Source organism: Oceanisphaera profunda (assembly GCF_002157895.1).
GTDB classification, from domain to species: Bacteria; Pseudomonadota; Gammaproteobacteria; order Enterobacterales; family Aeromonadaceae; genus Oceanimonas; species Oceanimonas profunda.
The window spans coordinates 27,351-45,647 of sequence record NZ_CP021377.1 but is presented as its reverse complement, the minus strand read 5'-3'; the positions used below and the strand labels follow the sequence as shown (position 1 = coordinate 45,647).

General features: G+C 48.3%; 14 protein-coding genes, 2 tRNA genes and 1 pseudogene. 8 read left to right on the top strand and 9 right to left on the bottom strand.

Going from position 1 to position 18,297, the window contains the following annotated elements; all coding sequences use genetic code 11:
* Nucleotides 1-60 precede the first annotated feature (60 nt).
* Genes CBP31_RS00230 through CBP31_RS00220 form a run of 3 tightly spaced genes read right to left on the bottom strand, consistent with a single transcriptional unit; the run spans nucleotide 61 to nucleotide 4,795 of the window.
* Nucleotides 61-1,575, bottom strand: a complete 1,515-nt coding sequence (locus tag CBP31_RS00230; protein WP_087034333.1) for a SpoVR family protein — start codon at nucleotides 1,573-1,575, stop codon at nucleotides 61-63.
* Nucleotides 1,568-2,851, bottom strand: a complete 1,284-nt coding sequence (locus tag CBP31_RS00225; RefSeq protein ID WP_087034332.1) for a YeaH/YhbH family protein — start codon at nucleotides 2,849-2,851, stop codon at nucleotides 1,568-1,570. The genes CBP31_RS00230 and CBP31_RS00225 overlap by 8 nt, the downstream gene beginning before the upstream one ends.
* A gap of 21 nt (nucleotides 2,852-2,872) precedes the next feature.
* Nucleotides 2,873-4,795 (bottom strand): PrkA family serine protein kinase, encoded by a 1,923-nt coding sequence (locus CBP31_RS00220; protein WP_087034331.1) that lies wholly within the window; start codon nucleotides 4,793-4,795, stop codon nucleotides 2,873-2,875.
* A 1,410-nt stretch (nucleotides 4,796-6,205) separates the two neighbouring features.
* On the opposite strand from CBP31_RS00220, the gene CBP31_RS00215 reads away from it, so the two are divergent.
* Both CBP31_RS00215 and CBP31_RS00210 read left to right on the top strand, forming a co-directional pair.
* Nucleotides 6,206-7,336: a CdaR family transcriptional regulator gene (locus tag CBP31_RS00215; protein ID WP_087034330.1), complete on the top strand. Its 1,131-nt coding sequence runs from the start codon at nucleotides 6,206-6,208 to the stop codon at nucleotides 7,334-7,336.
* Between the two features lie 274 nt (nucleotides 7,337-7,610).
* Entirely contained in the window at nucleotides 7,611-8,750 is a 1,140-nt protein-coding gene (locus tag CBP31_RS00210; RefSeq protein WP_087034329.1) for a glycerate kinase, read from the top strand.
* A gap of 434 nt (nucleotides 8,751-9,184) precedes the next feature.
* On the opposite strand, the gene CBP31_RS00205 is transcribed toward CBP31_RS00210, so the two are convergent.
* The 4 genes from CBP31_RS00205 to CBP31_RS00190 all read right to left on the bottom strand — a co-directional run bounded on the left by CBP31_RS00205 (nucleotide 9,185) and on the right by CBP31_RS00190 (nucleotide 11,925).
* Nucleotides 9,185-9,261, bottom strand: a tRNA-Val gene (locus CBP31_RS00205).
* A 50-nt stretch (nucleotides 9,262-9,311) separates the two neighbouring features.
* Nucleotides 9,312-9,388 (bottom strand) — tRNA-Val (locus tag CBP31_RS00200).
* Nucleotides 9,389-9,503: 115 nt separating this feature from the next.
* Nucleotides 9,504-10,592, bottom strand: coding sequence for a DUF3080 family protein (locus CBP31_RS00195; protein ID WP_087038538.1), 1,089 nt, complete (start codon nucleotides 10,590-10,592; stop codon nucleotides 9,504-9,506).
* Nucleotides 10,537-11,925: an MATE family efflux transporter gene (locus CBP31_RS00190; RefSeq protein WP_087034328.1), complete on the bottom strand. Its 1,389-nt coding sequence runs from the start codon at nucleotides 11,923-11,925 to the stop codon at nucleotides 10,537-10,539. The genes CBP31_RS00195 and CBP31_RS00190 overlap by 56 nt, the downstream gene beginning before the upstream one ends.
* A gap of 170 nt (nucleotides 11,926-12,095) precedes the next feature.
* Here CBP31_RS00190 and CBP31_RS00185 point away from each other — a divergent pair, with 170 nt between their 5' ends.
* Nucleotides 12,096-12,701 (top strand): riboflavin synthase subunit alpha, encoded by a 606-nt coding sequence (locus tag CBP31_RS00185; protein ID WP_087034327.1) that lies wholly within the window; start codon nucleotides 12,096-12,098, stop codon nucleotides 12,699-12,701.
* A 144-nt stretch (nucleotides 12,702-12,845) separates the two neighbouring features.
* On the opposite strand, the gene CBP31_RS00180 is transcribed toward CBP31_RS00185, so the two are convergent.
* Together CBP31_RS00180 and CBP31_RS00175 are read right to left on the bottom strand one after the other, a co-directional pair.
* Entirely contained in the window at nucleotides 12,846-13,049 is a 204-nt protein-coding gene (locus tag CBP31_RS00180; RefSeq protein WP_087034326.1) for a CPXCG motif-containing cysteine-rich protein, read from the bottom strand.
* A 560-nt stretch (nucleotides 13,050-13,609) separates the two neighbouring features.
* Nucleotides 13,610-14,356, bottom strand: a complete 747-nt coding sequence (locus CBP31_RS00175) for a pteridine reductase (protein WP_087034325.1) — start codon at nucleotides 14,354-14,356, stop codon at nucleotides 13,610-13,612.
* A gap of 102 nt (nucleotides 14,357-14,458) precedes the next feature.
* On the opposite strand from CBP31_RS00175, the gene CBP31_RS00170 reads away from it, so the two are divergent.
* From CBP31_RS00170 to rplT, 5 genes and pseudogenes are all read left to right on the top strand, one after another.
* Complete coding sequence (locus tag CBP31_RS00170; RefSeq protein WP_087034324.1) at nucleotides 14,459-14,902, top strand: tellurite resistance TerB family protein; 444 nt, start codon at nucleotides 14,459-14,461, stop codon at nucleotides 14,900-14,902.
* A 252-nt stretch (nucleotides 14,903-15,154) separates the two neighbouring features.
* A pseudogene (gene thrS / locus CBP31_RS00165) lies at nucleotides 15,155-17,088 on the top strand (threonine--tRNA ligase).
* On the top strand, nucleotides 17,085-17,627 hold the full coding sequence (gene infC / locus CBP31_RS00160) for a translation initiation factor IF-3 (RefSeq protein WP_087034323.1): 543 nt from the start codon (nucleotides 17,085-17,087) through the stop codon (nucleotides 17,625-17,627). The pseudogene thrS and the gene infC overlap by 4 nt, the downstream one beginning before the upstream one ends.
* A gap of 75 nt (nucleotides 17,628-17,702) precedes the next feature.
* Nucleotides 17,703-17,897: a 50S ribosomal protein L35 gene (gene rpmI / locus CBP31_RS00155; protein ID WP_087034322.1), complete on the top strand. Its 195-nt coding sequence runs from the start codon at nucleotides 17,703-17,705 to the stop codon at nucleotides 17,895-17,897.
* Between the two features lie 14 nt (nucleotides 17,898-17,911).
* Entirely contained in the window at nucleotides 17,912-18,271 is a 360-nt protein-coding gene (gene rplT / locus CBP31_RS00150) for a 50S ribosomal protein L20 (RefSeq protein WP_087034321.1), read from the top strand.
* Nucleotides 18,272-18,297 lie beyond the last annotated feature (26 nt).

Genomic DNA, 18,297 nt, shown 5'->3' with positions numbered 1-18,297 from the left:
ACCTTTTTTAATGGTTATTCAGATACACCAGAGGCATTAGGTATTGAACATCAGCGAGGGTTATAGCTCGCGCTTAGGGCAGCGGCCAATAATAGTGGCGCTACCGTCAGCCACTTCTTGTTCTAACAGCACGTCAAACCCCCATAAGCGATGCACGTGCTTCAGCACTTGGTGACTAGAGTCAGACAGCGGAATACGGTTGTGCGCGACGTAGCGCAGGGTTAAAGAGCGGTCTCCTTTCAATTCCACGTTATAGACCTGAATATTGGGCTCTAAATTGGCCAAGTTATATTGGTTAGACAGCTTTTGCCGGAGCTGTTGGTAGCCTTGCTCATCGTGTATGGCAGAAATCTGTAAAAAGTTTCGTGTGTCATCATCACTCACCGCAAACAGACGCAAGTCGCGCATAACCTTGGGCGAGAGAAACTGACTGATAAAGCTTTCGTCCTTAAAGTTCTCCATGGCAAAGTGTAGGGTGGTTACCCAATCTGAGCCGGCTATCTCCGGAAACCAAGCTTTATCTTCCTCTGTGGGCTGCTCACAAATGCGCCGTAAGTCCATAAACATGGCAAAACCCAGTGCATAGGGATTAATGCCTGAATAGTGCTGACTGGTATAGGGCGGTTGATACACCACATTGGTGTGGTTGTGTAACACCTCCATCATAAAACTGTCGGTGACTAAGCCCTCGTCATACATATGCTGAGTAATGGTGTAGTGCCAGAAGGTGGCCCAGCCTTCGTTCATCACTTGGGTTTGTTTTTGTGGGTAGAAATACTGGCTGATCTTGCGCACGATACGCACCAGCTCACGCTGCCAAGGCTCGAGCAGCGGCGCATGCTTTTCAATGAAATACAGCAAGTTTTCTTCCGGCTCTGCCGGATAACGGCGCGCTTGCTCGGCTTGGGTGTCGTCGGAGCGGGGTAGCGTTTTCCACAGCTCGTTGACCTGCGTTTGCAAATAGCTTTCACGGGATTTTTGGCGGCGGCGCTCTTCGGCTAATGACAGCTGTTGCGGGCGCTTGTATCTGTCTACTCCATAGTTCATTAACGCATGGCAACTGTCGAGGATGGCCTCTACTTGGGCGATACCGTGTTTGTCTTCGCATTCACTGATGTAGTGTTTAGCAAACAAAAGGTAGTCGATAATGGACTCGGCATCGGTCCACGCTTTAAACAGATAATTGTTCTTAAAAAATGAGTTATGGCCGTAACAGGCATGGGCAATCACCAATGCCTGCATCGGCAGGGTGTTCTCTTCCATTAAGTAAGCAATGCAGGGGCTGGAGTTGATGACGATTTCATAGGCCAACCCCATCTGGCCCCGTTTGTAGTTTTGTTCGCTTTGGATGAACTTCTTACCGTAGGACCAATGGTGATAGCCGATGGGCATGCCGATACTGGAATACGCATCCAGCATTTGCTCACCGGTAATGATCTCAATTTGGTTAGGATAAGTGCTTAGGCGATAGCCTTTGGCAATGCGGGCAATTTCCTGATGATAGGCTTCGAGTAACTCAAAACTCCATTCAGGGCCGTCACTGAGCGGACGGACTTGGCGTAGGGTTTCAGTCATGGGCGCCTCTCACCGCTTGTTTTTTAAAGAGTTCACGAAATACCGGGTAGATATCATCGACCGTGCGAATATGCTCCATGGCAAAGTTAGGGAAGTCCTGAGCGAGTACTTCATATTCTTGCCATAAACTTTGATGCGCCCGATTAGTAATTTCGATATAAGCGTAATAGCGCAGCATCGACAGTAACTCGTCACCCAGCAGCTTCTTACATAAGGGCGAATCGTCGGCCCAGTTATCGCCATCTGAGGCTTGGGCCGCATAAATATTCCATTGCTGCGGGGGGTAGCGGTCGTCTATCACTTCTTTCATCAACCGCAAGGCGCTGGACACAATAGTGCCGCCGGTTTCTTGTGAGTAAAAGAATTCCTGCTCGTCGACTTCTTTGGCTTGAGTGTGGTGGCGAATAAACACCACCTCCACATTTTTATAAGTGCGGGTTAAAAACATATACAGCAGTAGGTAAAAACGCTTGGCCATGTCTTTGGTGGCTTGATCCATGGAGCCTGAAACGTCCATCAAGCAAAACATCACCGCTTGGGTAGAGGGCACCGGGCGCTGTACAAAGTTATTAAAGCGCAAATCAAAGGTATCAATAAAAGGCACGGCGGCAATGCGCCGTTTGAGTTCGATAATCTCTAGTTCTAGTTCTTGAATACGTGCGAAATTGCGCGAGGGGTAACGACCCAGCTCCAGTAGTTCTCGCTCCAACTCGGCCACGGTTTTGCGCTTGCCCACTTGCAGCGCCATGCGCCGCGCTAACGATTGGCGCAAGGAACGTACAATATTGATATTGGCCGGTACGCCTGCCGCGGAGTAGCCAGCTCTAAAGGTTTTCATTTCGCTGATCTTATTGAGCTTGTTTTTCTCCAAATTGGGTAGCTCAAGGCCATCGAACAACAAGTCTAAGTATTCGTCTTTAGAGATATCAAAGTGAAAGTCGTCTTGGCCTTCGCCTTGGTTACTGGCATCACCGCTACCACTGCCGCCACCCCCTCCACCTAAGGGACGGTCGATTTTATCGCCGGCAATAAATTGGTCGTTGCCGGGGTGTACCTGCTCCCTCAGGCCTCCCTTGCCTTGATGAAAGATAGGCTCAGAAATATCACGGGTTGGGATAGACACACTCTCCCCGTTATCTATGTCCTGAATACTGCGTTTAAGCACCGCATCTGACACCGCTTTTTTTAGTTGTTGTTGGTAGCGGCGGATAAAGCGCTGCCGGTTGACAGCGCTTTTGTTGCGGCCATTTAGTCGTCTATCGATAAAATGCGCCATAATTTCCCCAACGCTCACTTATTAAGTGGACTTGCGCACGCGCAGATACCACTCAGATAACAATCGAACCTGTTTACGGGTATAGCCTTTCTCCATCATACGGGCGACAAAGTCATCGTGCTTTTTCTGTTCATCAGCACTGGTCTTGGCATTAAAGGAGATGACCGGCAATAGCTCTTCTGTATTCGAAAACATTTTCTTCTCGATGACGGTTCTGAGCTTCTCGTAGCTGGTCCAGTTCGGATTTTTACCGGCGTTATTGGCGCGTGCCCGCAACACAAAGTTCACTATCTCGTTACGGAAGTCTTTGGGGTTACTAATGCCCGCTGGCTTTTCTATTTTCTCCAGTTCGGCGTTGAGGGCGGAACGGTCAAACAGCTGGCCGGTATCCGGATCCCGATATTCTTGGTCTTGGATCCAAAAGTCTGCATACACCACGTAGCGGTCAAAGATATTTTGCCCGTACTCAGAGTAGGACTCTAAATAAGCGGTTTGAATTTCTTTGCCAATAAACTCCACATACTTAGGGATCAGGTAACCCTTAATAAACTCTAAGTAGCGGTCGTGGGTCTCTTGAGCAAACTGTTCACGTTCAATTTGCTGCTCCAGTACATAGAATAAGTGCACTGGGTTGGCGGCTATCTCTGTATGGTCGAAGTTAAATACTCGGGATAAGATTTTAAAGGCGAAACGGGTCGATAAACCGCTCATGCCCTCATCCACGCCCGCGTAGTCTCGATACTCTTGGTAAGATTTCGCTTTAGGGTCCGTGTCTTTCAAACTCTCCCCGTTATAGACCCGCATTTTGGAGTAGAGATTAGAGTTTTCAGGATCTTTTAAGCGAGACAAGACGGTAAATTGGGCCAACGCCTCTAAGGTACCTGGCGCGCACTTGGCATGAGCCAGCTCACTGTTAGTCAGCAGCTTTTGGTAGATATCAATCTCTTCTGTGACTCGCAAGCAATAAGGCACTTTCACGATATAGACGCGGTCTAAGAAAGCCTCATTGTTTCGGTTGTGCTTAAAGTGTTGCCATTCTGACTCGTTCGAGTGCGCTAAAATAATGCCTTCGAAGGGCAGGGCAGACAAACCCTCAGTACCGTTATAGTTACCCTCTTGGGTAGCGGTCAGTAAGGGGTGGAGCACCTTGATGGGTGCTTTAAACATTTCCACAAATTCCATCAAACCTTGGTTAGCTTTACATAAGGCGCCGGAATAGGAGTAAGCATCCGCGTCATCTTGTGAGAAGTGCTCGAGTTGACGGATGTCGACCTTGCCCACTAAGGAGGAAATGTCTTGGTTGTTATCATCACCGGGTTCGGTTTTTGCGATGGCGATTTGATCCAATACCGACGGATAGACTTTCTCTACCCGAAAGCGGCTAATGTCGCCGCCAAACTCATGTAAGCGCTTCACCGCCCACGGCGACATAATGGCGCGTAGATAACGCTTAGGAATACCATACTCTTGCTCTAATACGGGACCGTCTTCTGTGGCATCAAATAAACAGAAAGGGTGATCGTTAACCGGTGAGCCTTTAATACGATACACCGGCATTTTTTGCATTAAGGCTTTAATGCACTCCGCCAATGAGGATTTACCGCCGCCCACTGGGCCCAATAAATATAAGATTTGTTTCTTTTCTTCTAAGCCTTGTGCCGCGTGTTTTAAATAGGACACAATTTGTTCAACACTTTCCTCCATGCCATAAAACTCAGCAAAGGCTGGATAGCGTGCCACCACCCGATTAGAAAACAATCGACTTAATCTTGGCTCATGTGCCGTGTCGACCATTTCAGGTTCACCGATTGCCATCAATAGCCGCTCAGAAGCGGAGGCATAACAGGCTTTGTCTTCTCGACACATATCGAGAAACTCTTGCAGGCTATACTCTTCTTCCTTGGCTTTTTCATAGCGTGATTGGTAATGCTCGAAAATACCCATGATGTCATCCCCCTAAAAACCGAACTCAAGCTGAATAAGCTCTTTAACTGGCTTTACTTGAGCCTTACGCGCATCTTCATTCCCTTGCTGAAAGGTTAGACACGATTTGGGCATTGCGCTTGTGTAACGCTCAGAAATATCGATGAATTTGCGAAACTAACCACAGTTTTGGCTGCTGTATAAGCTCTTTATTTGTAAGACTGGAATGAGACTGTCTTAAAAATCACCTCTAGAACCTCAGTAAAGACTTGTTAGCTGAGGGTTGCGGCTAACGTTGACGTTAATGGAGGCAGGTTGTGTGTTAATAATGAGAAGGAGAGGATTGTTTTTTTATCCGTTGACTTCATATTTCTCAGCAGTTAGATTGGATTAACATTACAGCTCAATCAATTACCCAGCTTGAGTGGGTAGTCATGTAGCTTTAATGTGTAGCTCTGTTTAAGCACGTTTCCGTTTATTTTGCCCTCGCTTACGAGGGTTTTTTTTGTGCTTTTTTCAATCCATCCCCAGCTTCCGTTAACGTAACTACTTACTATCACTATATGCCATCACTATATGGCATTGCTACGTACGATGTGTGACAGCCAATGAGGCAGTTTTCTTCACTCTGTATGGGTGCTGCTGGCGCCGAAGTAGGGCGAGCTATGGGGATTGCCTGCACGCTTATTTGACCATTTCAGTGCAGATTAATGCCGCGCTTTTTATCCACCACGGATATACCATTCGGTAAAACTCACAGATCATATTATCTAGCTTGACGTCGGGACTAGCGAAGCCTTCTTCTCTAAAGAGGTGGCAAACGACAAACAAGGCGCGGGTCTTGACCTTGTAGGGTGCCAACTTGTTCGGCACGGTTTTATGTTTGGATTTTAAATAAGCCAGCAAAGCAGGCCTGCCGAAATCCTCTTCGCTGAAGAGAAGGGCAGTGGCAGGAGATAAACCATAGATCCGGTTAGGTGTTTAGATCACTCTCTTAGTTAGATTGGTATTAGCCCCCCACTGATGAAGATTAAGACCAGATGCTGGCGCTAACAAACCCACCGATAGCCATGGCGGTATTTAGTTAGAAAGTTAGGGATGGGGGATTGGCACGGCATAGCTTAGTGACTGCTCGCTGGTGTAGCTTATGCCAACATACTAAAGTTTGTTTAAACCAACACATACAAAATATGCAGCACGGTTGTTAGGGTTGGCACGCCAATAACTAATTACAGCAGGTTTTGCAGGCCTAAAATGATAATATAGCGTCTGAAATGGACTTTGAATGATGGACACGTTTTTCTCTTTGTTGAGCGGGTCTTGCTTAGAATGACTAGGCTACACCCACTCTCGTCGCGATAAAAACGCGTTTAACTCGAACAAAATTTAACCGCGAAAGGTCAACAGATCCTATCCACAAAGGCAATAGTGATGGAAATTGAAGATATTATTGCTGAAAAAATTATCGCCCGTACTAAAGGGCTGATCCCCTACGACATTAACGTGATGAACAAGCAGGGCATAGTGGTGGCTTCCACGGATGCCAGCCGAGTAGGGCGTGAGCATCAAGGTGCGCGCTGGGTGATTGAGCATCAAGAGTCAGTGACGGTGGATCTTGCCGACACCCGCTTTTTAGCCGGCGCTAAGCCCGGTGTTAATTTGCCCATTGAGTATCAAGGTAACTGCATCGGCGTGGTGGGGATTACCGGCGATCCTGAGCGCGTGTGCGAACTGGGTGCTTTATTGAAAATGACGGCAGAGCTGTTAGTAGAGCAAAGCCGCGAAAAAGACGCCGCCCTGCAACTGCGCATTGAAAAAGAGAACTGCGTTAAGCAGTTGCTGCAAGGCCAGTTGGATGAGACACAGGCCTGCGCCCAATTAAAGAAATTGCAACTGAGTTTAAGATTACCGGCCCTGTGTGTAACCATTAAGCCAGCGCATCCGGCGCGCATGATGCAACAAAAACTGGATCTCACTCCCGCCTTAGAGCTGGCTTTAAATGGTCTATTTTGTTTTAACTCAGACGCAAGTTTGAGCTTTATCCTCGATGGTAATGTCAATATCACGGCTAAAATAGCAGAGGCGGCTCGTGTGTTAGATCAACCGTTTAAGACGGGTATTGGGGCTACCGTTACTGCATATTCGACGCTGGCTTTATCGCAAGCCACCGCCAGTGCGGCCCTGCAGTTTGGGCTAGCCGAGTCAGATAGTGTGAACGGGGCGCTTAGTGACGCCAGTGCTGCTCTAGTTAGCAACAGCTACTACTATGACAATCATAAAGAGAAAATTATCATTAGCTCCATCGCCAAAGGCTGGCATTTGTCGGAGCTCACCAAAGAATACCGTGCTCTGTGTGCACAAGATGCCAATGGCGCGCTGCGCTTAACGCTGCAAACCTTAATGTCTTCCTCTATCGACATGAGCTCCTGCGCCCAACAGCTGAATATTCACCGTAATACGCTGCGTAATCGCCTAGAGAAAATCCAAGACATTACCGGTGTCGATTATAAAAAGTTAGATCAGCTCTTCCGTTTGTATCTGGGTAAAATTATCCTCGATTAAGGGAGTAACCGTAGGCGGCAATTTATTCGCCGCGGTGTTGTGATTTTTTTAATACCCTCCAGCTGCGCTGGCCTGCTGAAGTCCTCTTTACCGAAGAGAGGGTCTTCAATGTATCAAGCTAAGCATCAATGAACATTTATCGTGGCATACAGTCGTAAGCAGGGCGCTAGATGCACATAATTCTCTGTATATGACTGTGCATTTGCACATGGCCTTTTACGACCAGAACACAGATACTAAGTGTTCTTTGCACCACATCATTTAAGGTACTGACATGAAAAAGATTGTTATTGCTCCTGATTCTTTTAAAGAAAGTCTGTCCGCGCTCGAAGTGGCCGAAGCGATTAAAAATGGTTTCCAAACTGTATACCCAGATGCGGAGTACGTGTTGGTACCCATGGCCGACGGTGGTGAGGGCACAGTAGAGGCACTGGTCGCCGTGACCGACGGTAATATAGTGCGTACTCAAGTGACGGGCCCATTGGGTAATCAAGTTGACGCCCACTATGGCTTGTTGGGTGATGGCAACACCGCCGTGATTGAAATGGCGTCGGCGTCGGGTTTACACCATGTGCTGTTAGAAGAGCGCGACCCTTGTGTGGCCACCTCGCGTGGTACCGGTGAGCTGGTGCGTCATGCATTGGACGCAGGTGTACGCCACATTATTGTTGGTCTGGGCGGCAGTGCCACCAACGACGCCGGCATCGGCATGCTTGTGTCATTGGGCGCTAAGTTTAACGATGCGCAGGGCAACGCCATTAAAGATGGAGGTGCTGCCTTAATCGATGTGCACAGCATTGATTTAAGCGAGCTGCACCCTGCCATGGCTGAGTGTACTTTTGAAGTGGCCTGTGACGTAGACAACCCGTTATTAGGTGAGCGCGGGGCTACCGCCATCTTTGGTCCGCAAAAAGGCGCCACTGAAGAGAAGAGAGCGGAGCTTGAAAAAGCACTGACTCATCTTGCGGATGTGATTGTGGCCAGTGGCTTTAGCGATCAACGTAATACCAGTGGTGCGGGTGCTGCTGGTGGTATGGGCTTTGGCATGATGACCTTTATGAAGGCCACCTTTAAGCCGGGTATCGAGATTGTGGTAGAAGCCACTAACTTAAAAGAGCTGGTGAAAGGTGCCGACTTAGTGATCACCGGTGAAGGCCGCCTCGACAGTCAAACTATCTTTGGCAAAACGCCGATTGGCGTAGCTAAGACCGCTAAGCTGTATGATATTCCCGTGATCGGCATCGCCGGTAGCTTAAGTGCGGATGTCGCCGTGGTCTGTGAGCACGGTATAGATGCGGTGTTCTCCATTATGCCGCGCGTGATGACGCTGAAAGAAGCCTTTGCCGATGCCGAAGTAAACGTGACCTTCACCGCGCAGAACATCGCGACCGTGATGGCGATGCAGGCGAAGTAATAGCCATACGTACTAAATAAAACACCGAGCCTTTGCTCGGTGTTTTGGTTTGGCTGAGACGAATCTAAAAGAGTGATCTGCCGCAGCAAAGAGTGTGGCCAAATAGATCTAGGTCAAAGGCTATTGGCAACGGAAGAACTCGGAAGGCGCGGAAAAGTTAAGATGAGATAAGATCGACGAGTGATAAAAGATTTTTGATGGCAAGGGCTCCCCTCGTTCAGATCGTGGTGTGGGGCGCTTACTATTAGAAATCACTTTCAGATTTGATCCCTATTTTTTCGTGGATTTAGTGGATTCCGTTGCCGAAAAAGTCTTAGTGTTGGTTTTTCTCTTTGTTTGGTGCTCGACACTCGGTACTTTATTTTCCGCTTCACCTGCACATGTCACGGTGCTAAAAGCAAAAAGCCCGCTCAATGAGCGGGCTTTTTAATGTTTGGTGCGTCCTAGTGGATTCGAACCACCGACCCCTACCATGTCAAGGTAGTGCTCTAACCAACTGAGCTAAGGACGCAGATGCTAGCAATTTATGTAATCTATATCGTAATATCTACGGAGATAGAATGGTGCGTCCTAGTGGATTCGAACCACCGACCCCTACCATGTCAAGGTAGTGCTCTAACCAACTGAGCTAAGGACGCGCTACTGCTAAGCGAGCGCAATATTAGCCTTGCTCGGCGAGGCTGGCAAGCCTTTTCTGTTTACGCTCAAGCGGTTGGCCAACTTATGGTCTATTTACGATCGGTACTGGTTAACTTATCCACGCTTTGGTGAAAGTTCGCACCGTTTTAGAAAATCTTGCCAAACTTTGGCATGCTGTAATGTTAATGCGCGATAGCGCACATAGAGCTGACTCTCTAAGCCTAGGGCGAGTTGCTGTCGATAGTCGGTCATCATCTCTGCCTTTTCGGCAGGTGGCGTTAAGCTCGCCTGCAACAGCGGGGCCAGTTGTACAAATTGGCGATCCAACTCAGTGAAGTAGGGCTGAATATCTTTAATGTAATAGTGTTGCAGGGCATTGCGCAGCCGTTCGGCTTTTATGGCATTGGCCCCTTGGCAGTTAACGTGCGCTAGTTGGCCTAAAAAGTCGATGCTTTGCTCCAGGTGCTCGGCACTGGCGTGCAAGGAGTAAACGAGTTGGCCAAAGTAGGGGTTCTTATATAAACCACGCAAGGCCTGATTGAGCTCTGCACTCAAATCTTCATTTAGATCCCCTAACCTGATTTCTGACCTAATGTTTGGCAGGGCAAGCGGCGTGGCTAAATATTGGTTGGCTTGTGTTTGTAAGCGAGCAAACAGGCTAAAAGCCTGTAATGTGGCTTGATAGCCGCCTTGAGAGTTAAAGGCTAGGCTGTGTTGGGCTGGGCTTAGAGCGGCTCGCACTTCCGGCTCCGCGATCATCATATGCCAAAAATAAATGGGCAATAACGGCGCTTTTAGCTGGGCCAGCTCGCTAAGCCAAGCGGCCAGCTGCGCATCATCGATGTGCGCTACGCACCGGTCTAAGCCGCGTTGAAATTGCAGGTGATAGGCGAATTGGCCCGCGGCAGATTGGCTTTTACCTGCGGGGCCATTGTGCTCGGCCACCAACCCCAATAAGTCACATTGGCTGAGCTTAAGCGCATCCAGTAAACCTGAGCTAATGCGCGCCGGCATTAAGGTAAGATCACGCTGGGCAGGCAAAGCCGCTAACGCTGGCGGAGGGCTTAATGGCGGCACCGGTACCTCGAGTACATAGGCGACCCGAGTTAGATAAGTGTGAAAGTGATCAGTGAGCTCATCTTGTGGGCTACATGCCGTCAACCAAAGGCAAGTTAGCCCGACTATTAGATTCCACGCGCGCATAAATTACTCTTAATCGCCATATCAGTGCAGTAGCCGCTAAGCTTAAGCCGACCAAGAACCCGACCCAAAAGCCGTGGGGGCCCATGGCCGGTACCAGCCAGTCGGTGAGGCTTAATATCATGCCAATCGGTAAACCAAACAGCCAGAAAGACACAAAGGTAATGTAAAAAATGGTTTGGGTGTCTTTATAGCCGCGTAATGCTGCGGCGGCAATCACCTGTGCCGAGTCAGAAATTTGGTACAAAGATGCCAATAATAACAAACTGGCCGCCAGCTCTAATACTTGCGCATTATCCGTGTACAAACCGCCAATCCAATAACGACCCGCCACCGTAGCCAAAGCGCAGATCAGTGCTACCCCACAGCCAAAGACGATACCCACAATACTAATGCGTTTGGCCCGCTCGGGCTGATTTTCGCCTAAGGTATGGCCCACGCGTATGGTCATGGCCATACCAAGACTGAGCGGTATCATAAAAATCAAACTAGAAAAGTTGATGGCAATTTGATGACCGGCGACAATTTCGGCACCGAAAGGAGCCAATAATAGCGCCACCACGGTAAACAGTGTTACCTCGCAAAAAATAGCCATGGCAATGGGAAAGCCTAACTTAAATAAGCGGCTAATTTGCGGCCAGTCTGGCGGTGATATGGTGCTAAAAATATTAAATTTACTTAATACGCTTGAGCGGTGGGTATAAAAAATCATGCCCACCAACATCACCCAAAATACCAGTGCCGAGGCATAACCACAGCCCACACCGCCCAAAGCCGGGAAGCCAAAATGACCGTGAATTAAGATATAGTTGGCGGGTACGTTGACCGCCAAGCCAATAAAACCGAGCACCATAGTTGGCAGGGTATGAGATAACCCCTCACTGAAGTTACGCAACACCTGATATAACGCGTACGCTGGCATGCCCCACAAAATGGCATGCAAGTAGCCGGCGGTTTTATGGGCCAATTCTGGCTCTACGTTCATCCAATGCAAAGCCATGGGCGAATAATACAAGGCCAACATGGCGGGCAGGGTGACTAATATGGTCAGCCAAAATCCTTGATGCACGGCCGCGGCTACCTCGCTTTGGCGGCGAGCACCATTTAATTGCGATATGATGGGCGTTAACGCCATAATAACGCCTTGTACCAATAAGATCAGTGGCAGCCAAAAGCTGGTTGCCACCGCCACCGCAGCCAGATCAGTGGCGCTGACTTGCCCCGCCATTAGGGTATCCACGAAGCTCATCATGGTCTGGGCCATTTGTGCCACTAAGATGGGGCCGCACAGGCGTAATAAGCGAGGAATTTCTCTGAGGTAGGGCGTAACTGCCATGCGTTATATCTCGTTTTTCTGGGGTGAGGTGGTAGAAAGTAGTTATTTATCAATAACGGTCGGCAATATAGCCTTGTTCTGCGCTTTATCCCACTATATTAAGCCGCTATAGCTGAATCGACTGACGTTAAACTGAAATATCTTAAACTGAAATTAGCAAAGGAAAAACCATGTTCACTGGAATCGTTCAAGGCCAAGGGCAGGTGTTAGAGATCATCGAAAAAAGTGATTTTCGCACTCATGTCGTCTCTCTTCCCGCCGAGATGTTGCCAGGCTTAGCGCTCGGTGCCTCTGTAGCGCACAATGGTTGTTGTTTAACGGTGACCGCTATTCAAGGCCAAGCGGTGCACTTTGATTTAATGCAAGAAACCTTGCGCGTGACCAATCTGGGGCTGCTGCAAGTAGGGCACCAAGTCAATTTAGAGCGTGCCGCACGCTTTGGCGACGATATTGGCGGCCATGCCATGTCTGGTCATATTATGGGCATGTCTGCGCTAGTAGAGCGTATCGAAACCGAGACTAATACTACCTTGTGGTTTGGCTTACCGAGCGAGCTTGCCAAATACGTGTTTAATAAAGGCTATATTGGCATCGATGGTATTAGCCTAACCGTGGGGCAGGTAGATGCAGACCGTTTTGCGGTGCACTTAATTCCGGAAACTTTAGCGCGCACTAACTTAGGCATGGTGCAGCCGGGTTACCAGGCGAATCTTGAGATAGATCCGCAAACCCAAGCCATCGTCGGTACAGTAGAGCGAGTATTGGCTAACCGTTAAAAGTGCGTACCTTAGCGTGCTATTTTATTTTTTATTCAGGGCTATTGGTACGGTATTAGCCCTGAATCCAATAGCCCAAGCACTGAGTTAGTTTATATTGTTAATTATGCCAACATACTAAAGCACTAATTAACCCACTCACGCTTAAAATATCTGCTCATCATCCGCATCCACGCTCACTTCTATTTTGTCTTTTAACTCATTACGCGTCACTTTAATGTGCATTGAGTTACAGCAAGCGGTGCAATCTTCGTAATAATCTTGGTCACCTTGTGAGCCATCTATGGCCAGCTCGGTGTGATGGCCACAGTGTGGGCAGCTCACATTACGTTGAAAAAAATCTCGCATCGCATGCTCCTTAATGATGATTGGCAGTAGGGGGCTTAGGGTCTGTTGACCTTTCGAGATGATTTTTGCAGCAGTTTGTGGAGTCTTTATACAAGGCAGTGCTTATGCCATGTAGTTATTCTCCATAAATAAGTGCTAACGCAGTAGAAAGGCACCACAAGCGCTGCTCTGCGGGTTCGGCTAAACGCATTTTTCTCTTTGTTGAACGGCGCTTTGCTTAGAATAACTAAGCTACAACCCGCTCGCCGCGATAAAAACGCGTTTAACTCGAACAAAATTTAACCGCGAAAGGTCAACAGACCCTAGATAAAGATAACCACTCCTGCTAAATATAGTGCTAAACCGACAGATACAAACGTTGAATGAACGCGCACTCGCGATAAAACGAGTCGTCATGGCTGTTGTACTGTGTAGATAAAACTTTCACTTCAATCTCTGATTGCCAGTCACTTTTGCACCTGCTTAATTTTAGCTCTCATCCTGTTCTCGACTCACAGCTTTAAACCGTTCCGCCTTCGGCGAACTGCGAGAGCAAGCGTTCGCCTACAAATAGTATTAGATCACGCTTCGCTTAAACCTTGGCTGGAACGCCCGCCATCTAAGGCAATAATTTGTCCCGTTAAATAACGCGGGCCGAACAATAAAAAGGCCACGGTTTCGGCAATCTCTTGGGCTTCACCTAAGCGCTGCATCGGAATACTGCTTAATACTTGCTGTTTTTGCGCGGCAGTTAACGGATGTTCCGGCCACAAAATAGCACCCGGTGCTATGCCATTAACCCGCACCTTTGGCGCTAGCTCTGCGGCCAAGCCGCGGGTGAGGGTGGCGAGCGCATTTTTCGCCATGCTGTACATCAAGTGCTGGCTTAAGCCTTTTTCTGCATGAATATCGACCATATTCACAATTGCACCTTGGTTTAACTGCAAGTTTTTCGCCAAGGCTTGGCATAAGAAGTAGGGCGCGGCCGCATTCGTCGCCAATAAGTCTTGCCATTGATTAGGCGAGCTATCACCAAAGGGTGTGGCATAAAAGCTAGAGGCATTATTGACTAAGCCATCAAGGCGACCGAAACACTCGATTACTCGCCCAGCCATGACCTCAATCTCATGCAGTTGAGTCAAGTCTTGGCAGACTAGCTGCACACTGTTAGCACGCTTGGCATTAAGTTGTTGCTGTAAGGCAATAGCGGCCGCTTCACTGTGGTGGTAATGCAGTACCAAGCGATAGCCAAGGCTGTGTAAATGCCGGCTTATTTCAGCACCAATCCGTTTGGCTGCACCGGTAATTAACACCACTTCAGACGACATTCGGGCTCCTTAAGTTTGCTAACAATAGTTTTGGGAACAGGGTTTACATCCTGATATACATGAGCAACCATCAAAAGGCTAACTCATTAATAAGGAATGCTGATGCTCAACAAACTTAAACAGTTACTTACCTTAGAAGCACAAAAGCCCTCAACGGGCCCCAGTAAAGAAATGGCCATGGCTGCGTTATTAGCGGAGGTGATGTTAGCGGATGGCGAGGCCAGCCCAGAAGAACAGGCGCGCATGAGCCAATTACTGCAACGCTTAACACAACAAACACCCCAAGCCGTGCAAGAGCTGCTAACCGACTGCTTAGCTCAGCAACAGGATGTGGTGTCCTTGTATGAATTTACCACTGAGCTAAAAAACTTACCGATTAATGAGCGCGAACAGCTGTTGTATTCGCTTTGGCAGTTAGCGTTTACCGATGCGTATCTGGATCCGGAAGAAGAGGGGGTGATCCGCCAAGTGGCAGACTTACTGTATGTCCCGCACAGCCGTTTTATTTGGCTTAAAGAACAAGCGTCGCAAAAAGCCTCGATTTAAGGCGGTTCTAGCATGGTCGATAGTAGCCTGTTCTGCTAAAATATCCGCCCTCAACCCATGCCAGGTCGGCGCAGCTACTTATTGCTAATTAAATTACTAACAGCAATGACTTAAGAGTGCCTCGCTAACGTGCGCCACGCTGACAGAGTACGTCAGACGGTTGAGCCGCAATGAAGCTGCTTTCAGCTACAGGTTCATTTTCATAGATTACACGTGCGCTTTGGTAGGGTGCACCACTGTTAAGGATTTTTCATGCCGACAATTACTCTTCCCGATGGTAGTCAACGCCATTTTGACCATGCGGTTTCCGTAATGGACGTCGCCCTCGATATTGGCCCTGGTCTTGCCAAAGCCTGTATCGCCGGCCGCATTGATGGCCAATTGGTTGATGCCTGTGAGTTGATAGAAAACGACGCTAAGCTGGCCATCATTACCGCCAAAGATGAAGATGGCCTCGCCATCTTGCGCCACTCTTGTGCACACCTGTTGGGTCATGCCATTAAGCAATTATGGCCCCAGACCAAGATGGCCATCGGCCCGGTTATCGACAACGGTTTCTATTACGACGTGGATATTGACCACACCTTGACCGAAGACGACTTGGTGAAGTTAGAAGCCCGCATGAAAGAGCTGGTGAAAAGCGACTATCAGGTGATCAAGAAGAAGGTCAGCTGGCAAGAGGCGAAAGACACCTTTGCTGCGCGTAATGAACCCTACAAGATTGAAATTTTGGATCAAAACGTCAGTCAAGACGACAACCCTGGTTTGTATCATCACCAAGAATACGTCGACATGTGTCGCGGTCCGCACGTACCGAGCATGAAGTTTTGTCAGCACTTTAAGCTGCAAAAGACCTCTGGTGCCTACTGGCGTGGCGATTCAAAGAATAAGATGCTGCAGCGCATTTACGGCACCGCCTGGGCCGATAAAAAAGCCCTTAACGGCTATTTGTTGCAGTTAGAAGAGGCGGCCAAGCGCGATCACAGACGCATCGGTAAGCAACTCGACTTGTATCATATGCAAGAAGAAGCGCCGGGCATGGTGTTTTGGCATCATGATGGCTGGACTATCTTCCGTGAGCTTGAGCAATTCGTGCGTGACAAGCTACGTGAATATGACTACCAAGAAGTAAAAGGTCCGTTAATGATGGACCGTGTACTCTGGGAGCGCTCAGGTCACTGGGATAAGTATTCTGAGTATATGTTCACCACCAGCTCAGAAAACCGTGACTACGCCATTAAGCCGATGAACTGCCCAGGCCACGTGCAGATCTTCAACCAAGGTTTGAAGTCCTACCGTGATTTGCCGCTGCGTATGGGCGAATTTGGTAGCTGTCACCGTAATGAACCCAGCGGCGCGCTGCACGGTTTAATGCGCGTGCGCGGCTTTACCCAAGACGATGCCCATATTTTTTGTACCGAAGCGCAAATTCAGTCTGAAGTATCAGATTGTATTCAATTGGTGTTTGACACTTATAAGACCTTCGGTTTTACCGATATCGCGGTCAAGCTGTCTACCCGCCCAGAAGAGCGCATTGGCAGCGATGAAGCCTGGGACATGGCAGAGCTGGCATTACAAGAAGCGCTAACCGCCGCCAACATCGAATATGTGTTGCAGCCGGGCGAAGGGGCGTTTTATGGCCCTAAAATTGAATTTACCCTGCACGATTGTCTGAATCGCGCGTGGCAGTGTGGTACAATACAACTCGATTTTGCTCTGCCTGGTCGTTTAGGCGCCAGTTATATAGGCGAAGATAACGAACGCCATGTGCCGGTAATGATTCACCGTGCTATCCTAGGTTCGATCGAGCGTTTTATCGGTATTCTCATTGAAGAATACGCAGGTCTGTTCCCGACTTGGTTAGCCCCACTCAGGTGGTGGTTCTCAATATTACCGATAATCAGGCAGATTACGCACTCAATCTCAGCAAAAGTTTGAATAATATTGGCATTAGAGCTAAAGCAGACTTGAGAAATGAGAAAATAGGCTTTAAAATCCGCGAACATACTCTGAAGCGGGTACCTTTCATGCTGGTTTGTGGCGACAAAGAAGTCGAAGCCGGCAAAGTAGCGGTTCGTACCCGGAAAGGATTGGATTTAGGCGTCTTCGATATAGAAGAGCTGAGTTTGCTCATTAAGCAAGAAATCCAAACTCGCGGAAAGAAAACAGTGGAGGATAGGTTATAAAAGGCATTAAAAGAGGGAGCAAACCAGCTCCTCGCAATCGACTGAATGAAGAGATCCGACTACCAGAAGTTCGCTTAGTCGGCCTGGAAGGCGAGCCTATGGGCGTGGTCACCATTGCAGAGGCACTAGAAATTTCTACCACTGCAGGTGTTGATCTAGTTGAGATCAGTCCCAATGCCGAGCCACCCGTATGTCGTTTAATGGACTACGGGAAGTTCCTCTACGAGAAGAGCAAGGCGACTAAAGAACAGAAGAAGAAACAGAAGCAGGTTCAGGTTAAGGAAATGAAGTTCCGTCCTGGCACTGATGATGGCGATTACCAGGTAAAGCTACGCAACCTGGTTCGCTTTTTAGAAGAGGGCAACAAAGCCAAAATCACACTGCGGTTCCGTGGTCGTGAGATGGCGCACCAAGACCTAGGGTTCGATTTGCTAAACCGTATTAAAGCGGATTTAGAAGAATTGGCCGTAGTGGAGGCATTCCCGAAAATGGAAGGTCGCCAAGCCGTCATGGTGCTAGCCCCAAAGAAAAAACAGTAAGGTTTTACAAGTAGCTGGGTAATTGTTATCCAGCTCACCTTGACTGTTTGTTGTTATTAACAATGCGGAGTTACAATGCCGAAAATGAAGTCCAACAAAGGTGCTGCAAAGCGCTTTAAGAAAACCGCGAATGGTTTTAAGTGTAAACAATCACACACCAGCCATATCCTCACCAAGAAGAGCACCAAGCGTAAGCGTCATCTGCGCGGTACTAACTTAGTTGCTGCGTCTGACGTTGCACAAGTTCAATCAATGTTGCCCTACGCTTAAGAGGATTATAAAAAATGGCAAGAGTTAAACGTGGTGTGACCGCTCGCGCGCGTCATAAAAAAGTACTAAAGCAAGCTAAAGGTTATTACGGCGCTCGTTCACGCGTATATCGCGTAGCGGTTCAAGCAGTAACTAAAGCCGGTCAATATGCATATCGTGACCGTCGTCAGAAAAAACGTCAGTTCCGTCAGCTGTGGATTGCGCGTATTAACGCTGCAAGCCGTCAGAACGGTCTTTCATACAGCCGCTTCATCAATGGTTTGAAAAAAGCCTCTGTTGAAATCGACCGTAAGATCCTGGCTGATATCGCCGTACACGACAAAACCACCTTCACCGCTTTGGTTAGCAAAGCAAAAGAAGCGTTGGCAGCATAAGTCGTTAAGTCGATAAATTAAAAAAG

What these genes read in the sequence shown, in the direction of transcription:
- CBP31_RS00230 (WP_087034333.1), bottom strand. Translation starts at nt 1,575, where the DNA reads ATGACTGAAACCCTACGCCAAGTCCGTCCGCTCAGTGACGGCCCTGAA.
- CBP31_RS00175 (WP_087034325.1), bottom strand. Translation starts at nt 14,356, where the DNA reads ATGTCGTCTGAAGTGGTGTTAATTACCGGTGCAGCCAAACGGATTGGT.
- CBP31_RS00190 (WP_087034328.1), bottom strand. Translation starts at nt 11,925, where the DNA reads ATGGCAGTTACGCCCTACCTCAGAGAAATTCCTCGCTTATTACGCCTG.
- rpmI (WP_087034322.1), top strand. Translation starts at nt 17,703, where the DNA reads ATGCCGAAAATGAAGTCCAACAAAGGTGCTGCAAAGCGCTTTAAGAAA.
- CBP31_RS00215 (WP_087034330.1), top strand. Translation starts at nt 6,206, where the DNA reads ATGGAAATTGAAGATATTATTGCTGAAAAAATTATCGCCCGTACTAAA.
- CBP31_RS00195 (WP_087038538.1), bottom strand. Translation starts at nt 10,592, where the DNA reads ATGCGCGCGTGGAATCTAATAGTCGGGCTAACTTGCCTTTGGTTGACG.
- CBP31_RS00180 (WP_087034326.1), bottom strand. Translation starts at nt 13,049, where the DNA reads ATGCGAGATTTTTTTCAACGTAATGTGAGCTGCCCACACTGTGGCCAT.
- rplT (WP_087034321.1), top strand. Translation starts at nt 17,912, where the DNA reads ATGGCAAGAGTTAAACGTGGTGTGACCGCTCGCGCGCGTCATAAAAAA.
- CBP31_RS00185 (WP_087034327.1), top strand. Translation starts at nt 12,096, where the DNA reads ATGTTCACTGGAATCGTTCAAGGCCAAGGGCAGGTGTTAGAGATCATC.
- CBP31_RS00170 (WP_087034324.1), top strand. Translation starts at nt 14,459, where the DNA reads ATGCTCAACAAACTTAAACAGTTACTTACCTTAGAAGCACAAAAGCCC.
- CBP31_RS00225 (WP_087034332.1), bottom strand. Translation starts at nt 2,851, where the DNA reads ATGGCGCATTTTATCGATAGACGACTAAATGGCCGCAACAAAAGCGCT.
- CBP31_RS00210 (WP_087034329.1), top strand. Translation starts at nt 7,611, where the DNA reads ATGAAAAAGATTGTTATTGCTCCTGATTCTTTTAAAGAAAGTCTGTCC.
- CBP31_RS00220 (WP_087034331.1), bottom strand. Translation starts at nt 4,795, where the DNA reads ATGGGTATTTTCGAGCATTACCAATCACGCTATGAAAAAGCCAAGGAA.